The 15,134-nt window shown below is 70.3% G+C and carries 10 protein-coding genes; 3 read left to right on the top strand and 7 right to left on the bottom strand.

Translation table 11 applies throughout. The features are described from left to right. Nucleotides 1-51: 51 nt before the first annotated feature. Nucleotides 52-1,077 (bottom strand): DUF418 domain-containing protein, encoded by a 1,026-nt coding sequence (locus tag ACWDV4_RS08595; protein ID WP_449975951.1) that lies wholly within the window; start codon nucleotides 1,075-1,077, stop codon nucleotides 52-54. 214 nt (nucleotides 1,078-1,291) lie between these two features. After that, entirely contained in the window at nucleotides 1,292-4,132 is a 2,841-nt protein-coding gene (gene leuS, locus ACWDV4_RS08590; protein WP_449975949.1) for a leucine--tRNA ligase, read from the bottom strand. A gap of 377 nt (nucleotides 4,133-4,509) precedes the next feature. On the opposite strand from leuS, the gene ACWDV4_RS08585 reads away from it, so the two are divergent. Genes ACWDV4_RS08585 through ACWDV4_RS08575 form a run of 3 tightly spaced genes read left to right on the top strand, consistent with a single transcriptional unit; the run spans nucleotide 4,510 to nucleotide 9,337 of the window. Beyond that, nucleotides 4,510-5,568, top strand: a complete 1,059-nt coding sequence (locus ACWDV4_RS08585) for an AAA family ATPase (protein ID WP_449975948.1) — start codon at nucleotides 4,510-4,512, stop codon at nucleotides 5,566-5,568. A gap of 2 nt (nucleotides 5,569-5,570) precedes the next feature. Further along, entirely contained in the window at nucleotides 5,571-6,869 is a 1,299-nt protein-coding gene (locus tag ACWDV4_RS08580) for a DUF58 domain-containing protein (RefSeq protein WP_449976268.1), read from the top strand. Continuing rightward, complete coding sequence (locus ACWDV4_RS08575; protein WP_449975946.1) at nucleotides 6,866-9,337, top strand: transglutaminaseTgpA domain-containing protein; 2,472 nt, start codon at nucleotides 6,866-6,868, stop codon at nucleotides 9,335-9,337. Before ACWDV4_RS08580 ends, ACWDV4_RS08575 begins: the two co-directional genes overlap by 4 nt. A gap of 275 nt (nucleotides 9,338-9,612) precedes the next feature. On the opposite strand, the gene ACWDV4_RS08570 is transcribed toward ACWDV4_RS08575, so the two are convergent. The 5 genes from ACWDV4_RS08570 to ACWDV4_RS08550 form a co-directional block, all read right to left on the bottom strand. Next, nucleotides 9,613-9,996 (bottom strand): DUF3040 domain-containing protein, encoded by a 384-nt coding sequence (locus ACWDV4_RS08570; RefSeq protein WP_184536888.1) that lies wholly within the window; start codon nucleotides 9,994-9,996, stop codon nucleotides 9,613-9,615. Between the two features lie 115 nt (nucleotides 9,997-10,111). Then, nucleotides 10,112-11,371 (bottom strand): DNA polymerase IV, encoded by a 1,260-nt coding sequence (locus tag ACWDV4_RS08565; protein WP_449975944.1) that lies wholly within the window; start codon nucleotides 11,369-11,371, stop codon nucleotides 10,112-10,114. Nucleotides 11,372-11,443: 72 nt separating this feature from the next. Further along, nucleotides 11,444-12,619: an alkaline phosphatase family protein gene (locus tag ACWDV4_RS08560; RefSeq protein WP_449975942.1), complete on the bottom strand. Its 1,176-nt coding sequence runs from the start codon at nucleotides 12,617-12,619 to the stop codon at nucleotides 11,444-11,446. Beyond that, the gene (locus ACWDV4_RS08555; RefSeq protein ID WP_449976267.1) at nucleotides 12,616-13,365 is read right to left on the bottom strand and encodes a methyltransferase domain-containing protein; all 750 of its coding nucleotides are present in this window, start codon (nucleotides 13,363-13,365) and stop codon (nucleotides 12,616-12,618) included. The genes ACWDV4_RS08560 and ACWDV4_RS08555 overlap by 4 nt, the downstream gene beginning before the upstream one ends. Before the next feature lie 151 nt (nucleotides 13,366-13,516). Next, a complete protein-coding gene (locus ACWDV4_RS08550) occupies nucleotides 13,517-15,028 on the bottom strand; it encodes a nucleotidyl transferase AbiEii/AbiGii toxin family protein (RefSeq protein WP_449975940.1) in 1,512 nt (503 codons plus the stop codon). Nucleotides 15,029-15,134: the final 106 nt, after the last annotated feature.

The raw sequence follows: 15,134 nt of genomic DNA, 5'->3' as shown, positions 1-15,134 counted from the left end.
ATGCGCCGGGAAACGAGCCGGCCTTGATTTGTAGACGATGGCAGACGCCTGTCACATCCCAGACCGGCCGAGGGAAGGGCGGCGGGCCCAGGTGGCCCAGCGCCAGAGCCACTCGACGGGACCCTGGCGATAGCGACGCAGCCAGAGGCTGGAAAACAGCCACTGGGCGGTGAGGATGGCGCCCGCGACCAGGTAGGCCACCGTCAAGGATTGGCCGATCGGCAGGCCGAGGAGGTGACTGGCTGCCAGAACCAGGAGTGTGGCGGTCAGGTAGTTGGTCAGTGCCACCCGGCCCAGTGGCGCGAAGACAGCCCGCAGCACCGGTCGCAGTGGCGTTCTGAGCAGGACCAGCAGGGCACACACGACCACACCGGCGATCAACAGATCGGCCAGGTTGGACGCGAAGGACGGCTGCATCGTGTCCGCCCCGGTCAGCAGGTTGGCATGCACCCACAGGGCAGCAGCTGTCCCCGCCGCGAAAACCAGGCCCAGCAGGAGCGGCCCTCGGGTGGACCGCTCGACCTGCTCGATCACCCCGTATCGGACCAGTGCCGAGCCCAGCAGGAACAGCCCGGCAATCAGCAGGGGTCCACCCCCGACGATCAGCGCCGCCGGGATGAGCACTGCGGCGAGGCTGGCCACGGCCCACCGAGGCAACCAGGTCGAGGGCAGCAGCACCAGCAGGCCGACGAGGGCGTACTTGGTGAGGATCTCGCCCGGCCACAACAGCATGTGCACGAAACCGATCACGAGCATCGCCAGAAGTCGGCGCAGCAGAACCAGTCGTGGGCGGGCGACACGGTGCGCGGCGGAGTCCAACAGCAGGGAAAACCCGATACCGAACAGCAGGGAGAAGATCGGAAGCCCGAGCCAGGGATCCCATGCGCCCATGGGCTGGGTCTCGACGGCGGTGCCGGAGTTGGCGATCAGCTGGATGTTGGCGAGCAGGATCTCGCACAGCGTGAACCCGCGCAGCACGTCGAGTGCGATGATCCGAGGCCGACTGGCGGAGAGCGCAGCGGCCCCGGGCTGGCCGGAAGCGGGCACGGTGTTCTGGAGTCGATCAGGGCGTGGCATGGGATGTGATCCTGCCGGGCCGCCTGGTGGCCGGCACCGGCCGAAAGCCGGGTTAACGGCCTCCGCGCTCGTACTTCCGGCCGGTTCATCCGGCGAGGACGGCGGCTGGGACGGGGGCGCGCCCGCTGCCTGTGCCTTCACGCAACGGGGGGCGGAGGTCCCGTGGACCCCCGCCCCCATCAGCGAGACAACCAGGATGTCCCTGGCGAACAACTCAGACGACGACGCTGACCATCCGACCGGGCACCACGATCACCTTGCGCGGCTCCTTACCGGCCAACTGCTCGGCGATCACGGCCAGCGCGGCGGCCCGTACGTCATCCTGCGCCGCGTCGGCAGCCACCTCGATCCGACCGCGCACCTTGCCGTTGACCTGCACCGGGTAGGTCACCGTCTCGGCCACCAGCAGCGCCGGGTCGGCAACCGGGTACGACGCGTACGTCAACGACTCGGTGTGCCCCAGCCGCTGCCACAGTTCCTCGGCGATGTGCGGGGCGAACGGTGCCAGCATCAGCACCAGTGGCTCGGCCACCTCACGCGGGGTGGCAGCCAGCCGGGTCAGCCCGTTGGTCAGCTCGATCAGCTTGGCGATCGCGGTGTTGAACCGGATCCCCTCCATGTCGCCCCGAACCCCGTCGATCACCTTGTGCAGCAGCCGACGGGTCGGCTCGTCGGCCGGGTCGTCGGTGACCCGCAGCTCGCCGGTCTGCTCGTCGACAACGGCCCGCCAGACCCGCTGCAGGAACCGGTACGACCCGATGACCGCCCGGGTCTCCCACGGACGGGAGACCTCCAGCGGGCCCATCGACATCTCGTAGACCCGGAACGTGTCCGCACCGTACGCCGCGCACATCTCGTCGGGCGTCACCACGTTGCGCAGCGACTTGCCCATCTTGCCGTACTCACGGTGTACCGGCTCCTCGCCGTGGACGTATCCGCCGTCGCGCTCGATCACCTCGGACGCCTCGACGTAGCTGCCCCGGGCGTCGGTGTAGGCGTACGCCTGGATCATGCCCTGGTTGAACAGCTTGCGGAACGGCTCGAACGACGAGACGTGCCCCAGGTCGAACAGCACCTTGTGCCAGAACCGGGCGTACAGCAGGTGCAGCACGGCATGCTCCTGGCCGCCGACGTACAGGTCGGTGCCGCCGCAGTCACCCGGCGACTGCGGGCCCATCCAGTAGCGCTCGTTGACCGGGTCGACGAACCGGTCGCTGTTGGCCGGGTCCAGGTAGCGCATCTCGTACCAGCAGGAGCCGGCCCACTGCGGCATCACGTTGGTCTCGCGGGTGTAACGCTTCGGCCCGTCGCCCAGGTCCAGTTCGACCTCGACCCAGTCCCGGCGGCGCGACAGCGGCGTCTCCGGCTCCGAGTCTGCGTCCTCCGGGTCGAAGGTACGCGGGGAGAAGTCGTCCACCTCCGGCAGTTCGACCGGCAGCATCGACTCGGGCAGCGCGATCGGCCGGCCGGTCTCGTCGTAGACGATCGGGAACGGCTCGCCCCAGTAGCGCTGCCGGCTGAACAGCCAGTCCCGCAGCCGGTAGGTGACCGCGCCGGTGCCGTGCCCGTTGGCCTCCAGCCACTCGATGATCCGGGCCTTGGCCTCGACGACCCCCAGGCCGTCCAGGTCCAGGCCGCGCTCCGGCGCGGCGCTGTTGATCGCCGGCCCGTCCCCGGTGTACGCCTTGCCGTCGAACCCCTCCGCCGGCTGCACGGTACGGATGATCGGCAGGTCGAAGACCTCGGCGAACGCCCAGTCCCGCTCGTCCTGCCCGGGTACCGCCATGATCGCCCCGGTGCCGTAGCCGGCCAGCACGTAGTCGGCGATGAAGATCGGGATCTCGGTGCCGGTGACCGGGTTGGTGGCGTACGCCCCGACGAAGACGCCGGTCTTCTCCTTCGTCTCGGCCTGCCGCTCGACGTCGCTCTTGGCCCCGGCCGCCTTGCGGTAGGCCTCGACCGCCGCACGCGGCGTGGCGTGCCCACCGGTCCACGCGTCCCGGGTGCCGGCCGGCCAGGCCGCCGGAACCAGCGCGTCGACCAACTGGTGCTCGGGTGCCAGCACCATGTAGGTCGCCCCGAAGATGGTGTCCGGCCGGGTGGTGAAGACCCGGATCGGATCGACGGCGGTCGGGAAGTCGATGTGCGCACCGGTGGAGCGGCCGATCCAGTTGCGCTGCATCAGCTTGATCGGCTCGGGCCAGTCCAGCGTGTCCAGGTCGTCCAGCAGCCGGTCGGCGTAGGCGGTGATCCGCATCATCCACTGCTTCAGGCTGCGCTTGAACACCGGGAAGTTGCCCCGGTCGGAACGCCCGTCCGCGGTCACCTCCTCGTTGGCCAGCACCGTGCCCAGCCCCGGGCACCAGTTCACCGGGGCCTCGGAGACGTACGCCAGCCGGTGGTCGTCGACCACCTGCCGCCGTTCCACACCGGACAGCTCCGCCCAGGCCCGGCCATCCGGGGTGGACCGGGTGCCCGCCTCGAACTCGGCAATCAGCTCGGCGATCGGCCGGGCCCTACCGGCCGTCGGGTCGTACCAGGAGTTGAAGACCTGCAGGAAGATCCACTGGGTCCAGCGGTAGAAGTCGACGTCGATGGTGGCCACCGAGCGCCGGTGGTCGTAGCCCATGCCCAGTCGGCGCAGCTGCGCCCGGTAGCGCTCGATGTTCGCCTCGGTGGTGGTACGCGGATGGGTGCCGGTCTGCACCGCGTACTGCTCAGCCGGCAGGCCGAAGGCGTCGAAGCCCATCGCGTGCAGCACGTTACGGCCGGCCATCCGCTGGTAGCGGGCGTACGAGTCGGTGCCGATGTAACCCAGCGGGTGCCCGACGTGCAGCCCGGACCCGGACGGATAGGGGAACATGTCCAGCACGTACAGCTTCTCGGCGCCGGCCCGGGGATGACTCGGATCGGCCAGCGGCCCCTCCGGGTTGGGCGTGTGGAAGGTGCCACGCTCGGCCCACCGGTCCTGCCAGCGGTGCTCGATCTCGCCAGCCAGCTCGGCGGTGTAGCGGAACGGCGGGATGTCCCCCGCCGGCTCGGTTGCCTCAGTCATCGGTCCACCTCGGGTCTGGTCCAGGGCCATCACGTTCGGGCGCTGCGTCGGGGCACTGCGGTCCGGCATTGCGTTCAGGGCAGCGGTAGGGCATTGCGTTCAGGGCACAAAAAAGCCCCTCACACAGGAGGGGCGCCGCGCTGTCGCTGTCTGTCGCGTCAGCACGGCTCGCTAAGGAGCAGGTAAACCCCGGGCATGGCCCGGAGTCTACCCGCTGCCACCCGGGCCAACCAACGCGCATTCGGAGACGCTGCCGAATACAGCTAGCCTGAATGGTGCGGGTGACGCAGACCACTCGGTCGGGTCGTCTTCCCGCGAACCTAACGGCCGACCTCACAGGTCTAGTAAGAAGTCCGTGTAGCGACGAGGAGGTGCCCGTGACACAACAGACCCGGGACGAGCTGGGTGACGTGCTGCCACATGACGAGTTCCGCGCCGCCAGCGATGCGATCGTCGCCAACATCGAGAAGGTCATCGAGGGCAAGACCGCGACGGTTCGGCTCGCCCTGGCGGTTCTGCTCGCCGAGGGTCATCTGCTGATCGAAGACGTACCCGGCGTGGGTAAGACCAAACTTGCCAAGGCCCTCGCCCGCTCCATCGACTGCTCGGTACGCCGCATCCAGTTCACCCCCGACCTGCTGCCCAGCGACGTCACCGGGGTCAGTGTCTACAACCAGGAAACCCACGACTTCGAATTCCGGCCAGGCGCGGTCTTCGCCAACCTGGTGGTCGGCGACGAAATCAACCGGGCCTCCCCCAAGACCCAGTCGGCGCTGCTGGAGTGCATGGAGGAGCACCAGGTCACCGTCGACGGCACCACCTACGCGCTCCAGACGCCGTTCATGGTGATCGCCACCCAGAACCCGATCGAGATGGAAGGCACCTACCCGCTGCCGGAGGCCCAACGGGACCGGTTCACCGCCCGGATCGCGATGGGCTACCCCGACCCCGGCGCGGAACTGGCCATGCTCGACGCGCACGGTGGGGTGGACCCACTGCACTCGCTACGCCCGGTCGCCGACGCGGTCACCGTCCGGCGACTCATCGCCACCGTCCGACAGGTACACGTCGCCGACGCGGTCAAGCAGTACGCCATCGACCTGGTCACCGCCACCCGGGAGGCCCCGGAGCTGAGGCTGGGCGCGTCGCCTCGGGCCAGCCTGCAACTGCTGCGCACGGCTCGCGCCTTCGCCGCCCTGGAGGGGCGCGACTACGTGCTGCCCGACGACCTCCAGGCACTGGCCGTACCGGTGCTGGCGCACCGGATCATCCCGACGGCGGACGCGCAGCTCGCCCGGCGTACCACCGACGCCATCGTCGCCGACCTGGTGCACCGGTTGGCCCTGCCGCAGGCCCGGCAGCGCTCGCCCTACGACACCCGACCACCGTCCGGCGACGCCGGCGGGCGATCCCCGTACGAGCCGCGGCGGCGATGACCGTGCGCGCGGCGCTGGCCGGTCTCACCACCCGAGGCCGATCGTTCCTCGCCGCAGCCGTCGCCGCGGCGTTGTCCGCGGTACTGCTCGGTGAGAAGGACCTGCTGCGAGTCGCGGTGCTGCTCGCCATCCTGCCGCTGCTGGCGGTGCTCTACGTCGGGCGGAGCCGCTACAAGCTCGCCTGTCATCGCACCCTCGAACCACACCGGGTGCCGGTGGGGGCCAGCTCCCGAATAATGCTGCAACTACAGAACCTGTCCCGGCTGCCCACCGGCACGCTGCTGCTGGAGGATCGACTGCCGTACGCCCTGGGCAGCCGGCCCCGGGTGGTGCTGGAACGGTTGGGCGCGCAGCAGGCCAGCTCGGTGGCGTACACCGTGCGGGCCGACGTCCGGGGCCGCTACGAGGTCGGCCCGCTGGTGGTTCGGCTGACCGACCCGTTCGGGCTGTGCGAACTGACCCGGGCCTTCCCCAGCACCGACCGACTCACGGTAATCCCGCAGGTCACCCCCCTGCCCACGGTCCGCCTGGCCGGGGAGTACGCCGGCTCCGGGGAAAGCCGCGCCCGGTCGGTGGCGGTACACGGCGAGGACGACGCGGCGACCCGCGAATACCGGCGCGGCGACGACCTGCGCCGGGTGCACTGGAAGTCCACCGCCCGCACCGGGGAGCTGATGGTACGGCGGGAGGAACAGCCCTGGGAGAGCCGCGCCACGGTGGTGCTGGACACCCGCGCGCACGGCCATCGGGGCGATGGTCCGACCGCGAGCTTCGAGTGGGCGGTGGCCTCGGTCGCCAGCATCGCCGTACATCTGCGCACCGCTGGTTACAAACTGCGGCTGGTGACCGGGTCCGGGCTGGACGCCGACGCGTCCGAGGCGGGCGGCGACGGCATCCTGCTCGACCACCTCGCCGAGGTCCGGCTTGCCCAGCGTGGCGACATCGCCTCCCTGGTGGAGCGGGTCCGGCAACGGTCCGACGGTGGTCTGATCATCGCCCTGCTGGGCATGCTGACCCCGGACGAGGCGAAGCTGCTGGCCGCGCTGCGCGGCAACGGGGCGACCTGTGTGGCGTTGCTGTTGAACAGCTCGACCTGGCTCAACCTGCCCGCCACCGCCCAGGCCGAGGCCGCACAGACGCGCAGCGCCGCCGTACTCAGCCTGTTGCAGAGCGGGTGGCGGGTGGTGGAGGTCGACCACGGCAGCAAACTGGCCGCGCTGTGGCCGCAGGCGGGTCGGGGGTCCCAGGGCTTCGCCTGGCGGGCCGCGCTGGCCGAGACGGTCGCCGGAGGTGTGCGATGAGAGGTAGTCGCCGGCTCGGCCTCATCGCCGGGGCAGCCACCCTGCTGGCCGCCGCACCGCTCTCCACGATCTTTCAGAGCTGGACCTGGCTGGTGCAGTGCTTCATCGTGGTGGCGTTGCTCGCCGGGGTCGGAATGCTGCTGCGCTGGTGGCGGACACCGCTCTGGGCCCAGCCGCTCGGTCTGCTCGGCACCCTGCTGATCGCGCTGATCTGGCTCTTTCCCAGCGGCCGGGAGATCCTCGTGCTGCTGCCGACCCTGGACACCTTCGCGTACTTCGGCCAGCTGATGAGCGGTTCGGTCCAGGACATCCGGTCGCACGAGCTCAAGGTGCCCGACACCGAGCCGCTGCTGTTCATCACCGCACTGGGTATCGGCCTGGTCGCGGTGGTGGTGGACCTGGTCGCGGTCGGAATGCGCCGGCCGGCGCTGGCGGGACTGCCGATGCTGGCCATCTACGCGGTGCCGGTGGCGGTCTACGTCGACAGCGTGCCGCCGTTGCCGTTCATTGTCGGAGCGGCCGGCTTCCTCTGGCTGCTGGTGGCCGACAACGTCGAACGGGTCCGTCGGTTCGGTCGCCGGTTCACCGGTGACGGGCGGGACGTGGACATCTGGGAACCTTCGCCGCTGGCCGCCGCCGGTCGTCGGCTGGCCATCGCCGGAGTGGCACTGGCGGTCCTGCTGCCCTTCGTCATCCCCGGGATGACCGGTGGTCTGTTGGACCGGCAGAACTCCCTCGGTGGCGCGGGCCAGGGCCGCGGCGGCCAGGGCGGTCCCGCCGGCCGGGTCGACCTCTTCGCCTCGCTCAGCGGCCAGCTCAACCAGTCGAACACCGTCGAGATGGTCAAGGTCACCACCACTGAGTCGAACCCGTTCTATCTGCGGTTCGGGGTGGCCGACCGGCTTCTGCCCGGTGGGTTCGCGGCGACCAATCCGAGCGGACGGCCGGTCAGCCGGGGCCTGCCGGATCCCCGACCGGGCAGCCGGCCCGAGGTCACCTACCAGCAGCACCGGGCTGATGTGGAGACCACCGGTGCCTTCAACATGCCGCTGTTGCCGCTGTACCTCGACCCGCTGATGATGGTCGAACTGCCCTCCGGTTGGCTCTACGACACCGACCAGCGGATCGTCTTCTCCCGGCAGGAACAGTCGAGAGGCAGAAAATACTCCTTCGAGTACCTTCGGGCGGACTACACGCCTGCGGTGCTGGACGCCGTACCGACGCTGCCGGCGGACCATCCGATGCGCCAGCGGTACACGGAGACCCCGAAGGTCCGCGAGGTCGAGGAACTCGTCGCCCAGTTGACCAAGGACAAGCGGACCGACTACGCCCGGGTACGGGCGATCTACGACCACTTCTCGCAGGACAACAAGTTCCGATACAGCCTGGCCACCGAGGGTGGCACCAGCGGGCAGGACATCGTCGACTTCCTGACCAACCGGGTGGGCTTCTGCCAGCAGTACGCCTCGGCGATGGCGTGGCTGGTCCGGGCCGCCGGCATCCCGGCCCGGGTGGCGTTCGGGTTCAGCAACGGCACCCAACAGGAGGGGAACACCTACACCCTGACCAACCGCAACCTGCACGCCTGGACCGAGGTCTACTTCGACGGCGTCGGCTGGGTGCCGTTCGACGCGACCCCGGCGGCCAGTGTGCCTGGTTCGACCCGTACCGCCTGGGCACCGGACAGCGACGAGCCGGACCCGGTCACCCCGACGACGGGCCCGAACACCCCCGGCGGTCCCGCGTCCTCGGCGGGGCCGGGGGGTGTCGAGCGCCCCGAGCGGGATGTCGACCCGGGGTTCGACGCATCTGGCGCACCGATCGACCGCCCGGCCACCATCTGGCCCTGGTTCGTCGCCGCCGTGGTGGTCCTCCTGCTCGGTCTGCCGGCCCTCCGGCGGGCGCTGCTCCGTCGTCGCCGCTCGCCCCGGGCTCCGACCGGATCGGCTGCGCTGGCGGCGGCGGGGACCACCACCACCATGCATCCGGTGGCCGAGGTCGGGCTGGCGGTGGACCGGGCCCGGCTGGAGGCACACGCGGCCTGGGACGAGCTGATCGACACTCTGGTCGACCTCCGGCTCCGGGTCGACCCGACGGAGACCCCACGGGCGACGGTCGACCGGCTGATCGGCGACGGTCACGTCGCCGAGCCGGCGGCCGATGCCGCACGGCTGCTGGGCCGAGCCGAGGAGCGGGCCCGGTACGCCCGCGAGCCGCTGCCCAGCGGCCAACTGACCGGGCCACTGCACTCGGTACGCCGGGCACTCGCCGCCGAGACCAGCCGCCGTACCCGGGTGGTCGCGGCGGTTCTGCCGCCCTCGGTGCTGATGCAGTGGCGTCGGGCGATCACGGACACCACGACTCGGCTCGTCACCTGGGTCGGCAGGGTCCGCAGTCGGCTGTTCAACCTCGACCGGCTCCGCCGTTGGCGTACCGGACGGTTGGCCAGCGGTCAGTCGACCCGCTGACAGTCGCCGCTGGTCTCCGAACGCGCCCCGGGTCGAGAAAGGCCGACCCGGGGCAGGGGCCCGTTCACGAGTTTTATCCCATTAGCGAATTCATGCGTCATGCGCGTAAAAGGAACGCGGCGCGGTGCGGTCATCGGTGGACATGCATGATTCGCGTGCTCAGGGGAAACGCCGGATCTCCGACAGACCCCTGCCCACACGAATCACGCATGCCACAAACATCGCCGTTAATCGCTCATCGCCCAGCGGGTCTGGCCACCCGCAGGGGAGACAGGTCAGCGGTGGCCTTCCGGCCGCTGACGCCACCTCTCCTCAAGCCGGTCGATCAACGACGACCGCCGGGCGCGGGTGCGCCGACTGGCGGTGCCACCAACTACGTGCAGATCGGGTGACTGGGCTCGACGGTGTGAAAGCACCGCGAACCCGGCCGCACCGAGCATGACCACGAAGCCGGCCACGCCGAGCAACGAAGATTTGCTCACCGTGCCGTAGACGACCAATGCAAGGCCAGCGATGATCACGCCGGCAGCGACAAGCAGCCGACGCCGCGCATGGAAGCGTGGGTCGCTGGCACGCACAGCCGAGGCGAATTTGGGGTCCTCGGCAAGCGACCGCTCGATCTGCTCGAACAGCCGCTGCTCGTGCTCCGAGAGCGGCACGGCACTCCTCCCCGGTCACGTTGGTCGGTCCGGTCGGACCGACAGACCGTGGCAGCCAACCGGCTGCTTACCCGCAAGTCTACGAGGGGGGTCGCGGGTCGGAAAGCGGGACGACCTATGGCCGTGGCGGAATTTCCGTTCGAGCCCCTCCGCCGCCGTCCAACAGACTAGCCGGACGTATGACGGAACGCCCGAATCGGACAGCAGCGGCGTCCACGGCCGCCTCGGCATCCCGCCAACCATGCTCTGGGGCGCCGAGAGCAAGCTGCTGCGGGGTCGAGCCGGCGGCGGCGAGCCCCTCGACCCGTACGCCGACGAGTCGAATCGGGCTGCTCGGCGCAAGCGCGCCGAACAGCGCCCAAGCGGTCTCGAACACCTCGCGGGCGACATCGGTGGGCTCGGACAGCGTGCGGGAGCGGTTAACCGTACGGAAATCGGCGAATCGCACCTTGATCGACACCGTACGGCCGATCTGTCCCGCCCGGCGCAACCGCATCCCCACTTTTTCGGCCAAGGCCAGCAGGGAACGCCGGATCGCCGCCGGATCGGCGACATCGGTGTCGAAGGTGACCTCCGCCCCGATCGACTTCTCCACCTGCTCGGGGTCGACCAGCCGGGAGTCCCGACCCCAGGACAGCTCGTGCAGATGGGTGGCGGCAGCCGAGCCGAGGGCGTTACGCAACATCGCCACCGGGGCGTGGGCAAGATCACCCACGGTCGACAGCCCGAGCCGACGCAGGCTCTCCTCCGCCCGCTCCCCCACCCCCCACAGGGCGGCCACCGGCAACGGGTGCAGGAAGTCCAACACCTGCTCGGCCGGCACCACCACCAGCCCATCGGGCTTGGCCCGGGTGGAACCAAGCTTGGCAACGAACTTGGTCGACGCCACCCCCACCGAACAGGTGAGCCCCTCCTGCTCGGCGACCCGGGCCCGGACCAGCCGGGCGATCTCGACCGGGCGGCCGAAGAGCCGCCGGGCACCGGCCACGTCGAGGAACGCCTCGTCCAGGGAAAGCGGCTCCACCAGCGGCGTCACATCCCGGAAGATCTGCATCACGGCGCGGGACGCGGCAGCGTACTGCGAAAAGTCAGGGGGCAGGAAGACCGCGCCGGGGCAGAGCCCTCGGGCCCGCATGATCGGCATGGCGCTGCGAACCCCGTACGCCCGGGCCTCGTAGCTGGCCGAACTCACCACCCCGCGCGGGCCGACCCCGCCGACCACGACGGGCCGGCCGCGCAACTCCGGGCGGCGGCGCACCTCGACGGCGGCGAAGAACGCGTCCATGTCGACGTGCAGAATCGAGCAGCCGGTGTCGTCGGCATCCGCACCGAAGCGCGGATCGTTCCCACGCGGAACGGACTGGCTGCGACCCATTCCGGCAGATTAGCCCCCGGGTGGGACAACCCCTGAATCCCTTGGTCGGGCAATCCCCTCGTGACGGTGGTGTCAGCTACCCCTGACCACCAGCAGCGGAATGGTCATCTCCGTCGCCGTACTGGAACCGTGGTAGGCGACCAGCCGGGCCTCGACCGGGTTGTCGGTCCGGGTGGCCAGCACGGCGTACGACCCCTGGCAGGCCACCACCACGTCACCGACCCGGGCCAGGTGCGACTCGGGCACCGGCCCGAACCAGCCGGCGGCAATCGCCTCCGCCCGGGTGACCACCCACGCCGCCTCGCCCAGCACCGCCGACCAGGCAGCCACCACGTCATCGGTCGCACCGGGTTCAACGTGCAGGTAGCGGACCCGGGGCTCGCCAGCCACGATCCGGACACCGGCCCGCAACCGGGCGTCGGCGTCCAGGTCGAAGCGGTGGTCCAACGGCACGTTGAGCTGGCCGTGATCAGCGGTGACCAGCAGCGCGGCATCGGCCGGCAATCCGCCGACCAGCCGAGCCAACAGCCCGTCCACATCGGACGCCGCGACCCGCCAGGGCGCTGAGTCGACGCCGCTGAGGTGCCCCTGGGTGTCCAGATCCGGGTGGTAGCCGGAGACCAGCGTCGGCCCCGTACCGGTGGTCAACGCCCCCAACATCTCGGTGGCCAGCGCGGTCGGATCGGCGGCCCCCCGGTAGGTCCCGCCCCGGTTGGCCGCCACGGTCAAGCCGCTGCCGGCGTACTCGGGTCGGCTCACCACCGTCACCGCGACCCCGGCCGCCTCCGCCAACTCCAACTGGGTGGCCACCGGCTGCCACCGCAGCGGGTCCGGATCACCGGCCCGATCACCCGGCCAGTCGATGTGGGTGAGCACCCGGTCGGTGCCGGGCACGTTGACCCGGAAGCCGAGCACGCCGTGTGCCCCGGGGGCGACACCGGTGCCCAAGGTCACCAGGCTGGTCGGTGTGGTCGACGGGAACCCGGAGGTCAACGGCCGACCATGCCGGGCCGCCAGATCTGCCAGCGTCGGGGCGTACGGGGCCGCGACCGGAATCTGGTACCAGCCCAGCCCATCCACCAGCAGGACCGCGATCCGGCGTACGCCGTCGAGCTGCCCGACCAGGCCCAGCGGGTCGACCGCGCCCGGCACCCCCAGCACCGCCAACGCGCTGGGCAGCACGTCGGCCAGACTACCCGCGCCGTAGCGGGGCTGAACCGGATCGAAGGGGCCGGTCGTCATCGTCATGGCATCCGGCGAGCGAACAGGTGCAGTTGGGCGGCCAGATCCCGATAGGGCGGGTACGCCGAGGCGGCCAACTCCAGGGCGAGCAGTGCCTGCGGGTCCCCCTCGGCAGCGGCGGCGGGGATCAGATCGGCGAAGACGCGTACGCCGTGGATCTCCTCCACCTGGAGACCGGCGGTGTCCAGCAGGGCGGTGGCGCTCGCGGCGTCGTACCGCCGGCGCAGCGTGTCCCGGGGCCCGGCGCTGCCCTCCGGGTCGGCGAGCAGCGCGGCGGCAACGTCGAGATGGCCGTTCATCGCCCGACCCAGTACGGCGGCGGCCCGGCCGGCGACCAGCACACTGGCCGCGCCACCGGGGCGCAGCGCGGTGGCGACCGCCTCGACCACCGTGGCCGGGTCGTCCACCACCTCCAGTACGGAGTGGCACAGCACCAGGTCGGCGCTGGCCGGCTCGACCAGCCCGGCCAGAGCATCCCCGTCCCCCTGCACCGCCCGGACCCGGTCGCCGACCCCGGCCTCAGCGGCGCGACGGGTCAACGCGGCCAGCGCGTCGGGGCTGGCGTCGACGACGGTCACCCGGTGACCGGCCTGGGCCAACGGCACCGCGAAGCCACCGGTGCCCCCGCCCACATCGAGTACGGTGAGCGGCTCGCCCGCCCGGCGGTCGAGTTCGGTGCGCAGCACGGCCCAGACCACGGCGGTACGGGGAGCCGCGTGCGGGCCGGCGGCAGCACCCGGGGCCACCGGCAAGCCGGCGGCGGACGTCGGCCGGCTCACCGTCGTACCCGGTCGGATGTGTGTTCGCTCCACCCCGCCGAGCCTAGTGGGCGAGCGCCGGGATGGGGATCGCCGGTTAGGAAGGGCCCCTTCCTATCGTTTTTTGTATAGGAAGGGGCCCTTCCTAACCGCTCAACCGCAGAGCGGCGTCAGTGCTGCTCTCGTCAGCCGTCTCGAACATGGGCGTCAGTGCCCGGCTCAGCCGGGTGCGCCATTCCTCCCCGGTCCCGCCCACCCAGGGGTAGTCCTTCTGGAAGTCTTCCCAATCCACTTCCAGGTCATCGATCGTGTCCGGAACGTCCTCGGCTTCCAACCACGGGTCCAGCACCTCGTCCAGGAGCGATGGTGGCAGTTTCGTCCGGGGGTCCTCCGCGAGCAGGGCTGCGTCATAGAGGTCCTTCTCGTTGAAAGAGCCGTCCGTATAGTCACCGACCACCAGCCACTGGATCTTCCAAGCCAGCGAAAGCTCCCGGCTCGCCGCCCGTACGGACGCGAACTGGCCACCGTCGCCCCTCGGCACGACCGTCTCCACCGGCGGCTCGGGGAGGTCCACGTCCAGGGCGAGGTCCAGCTGCACCGAACCCGGCGGCACGCCATCTGCTCGCCATGGCACACACACCCGCAGTACGGAGGTCGACTCGTAGCCGATCGTCTCCCAGTCCTCCTCGCGTGTTGCCCCATCCACATCGAGCAGCACGCCCTCCGTCACCGTCGGTTGCTGCCGCAGCAGGTCGACCAGCTCGGCATAGAGGCGGTCGGCCTCAATCGTCTGATCGACCAGCACCCAGTCGAGATCGCCCGGCTCACGGGCCTGCTCTCCCATCCAGGCCGGCGGCAGCATGCTGCCGCGCAGCACCAGGTTTTCCCGCAACGGCGACGCGGCGACCAGGGCGAGAGCATGGTCCAGGGCCGCGCGTCGCAGGGTCCGCCAGCGGTCCGCCTGCGCCGGATCGGTGAACTCAGGCTCGTCGGGACGGATCCTGTGGTCGATGGACCGCAGTCCCGGCTGGGTAATCCAGCCGGCATCCACCGTCAGGTTGTCGTCGTACACCACGAACTCCTGCTCCACCTCCGCCGTCGAGAATCCTCCGGCGGTCAGTGCGGCCAGTAGGTCGTCGAGACGTTGCCGGGCGGTGGGCAGCCCGACGTGCCAACAACGTTGGGTCACGAACCGCTCGTGCCGGTCTCCGTCCAAGGCCCGTCGAGCGTTACGAGAGACACGCGCGTCATGCGGCTCCACCAGGATCCGCACCGCCGCCACCGCATCCTCGTCGGCCAGCACCAACTTGACGTGGTGCTCGAAATAGCAGCCGGCCGGCAGCGCCTCGGCCTCCTGGTCTGTCTGTGGCACGTCCTCGTTCCACGGTGCTGCCTCGATCTTCACCCGGGTCACCACGTACCCGTCCTGGCGCAGCCGATCCGCCAACTCCTGCGCCGCGTCGCGTTGCTCCGCCAGCGTCCCCCGGCCCCGGCTGGTCAGCATCGGCTGGTCGGGGGTCGCCCCCCGATCCAGAACGATCCGGAGATACTTCACCCCGTTGCGCTGGGCCCAGTCGCGTAACGGCTCGTCGTCACCTGTTCCGCTATCCAGATATACCGTCAGGTGCGTTTCGAAGTCTCCGGCGAAATCCTTCATGTCACTCCATTGTGCTCAGTCGCGGGTACGGCCGGCCGACCATAACGACCCCCGCCGACAAGATCAGCCACTGGCACATTGGTGTTAGGAAGGGGCCCTTCCTCTA

This window comes from Micromonospora sp. NPDC003197, assembly GCF_053590565.1.
Note: the sequence above shows the minus strand (reverse complement) of the source record. Positions and strands in the feature narration are given on the sequence as shown.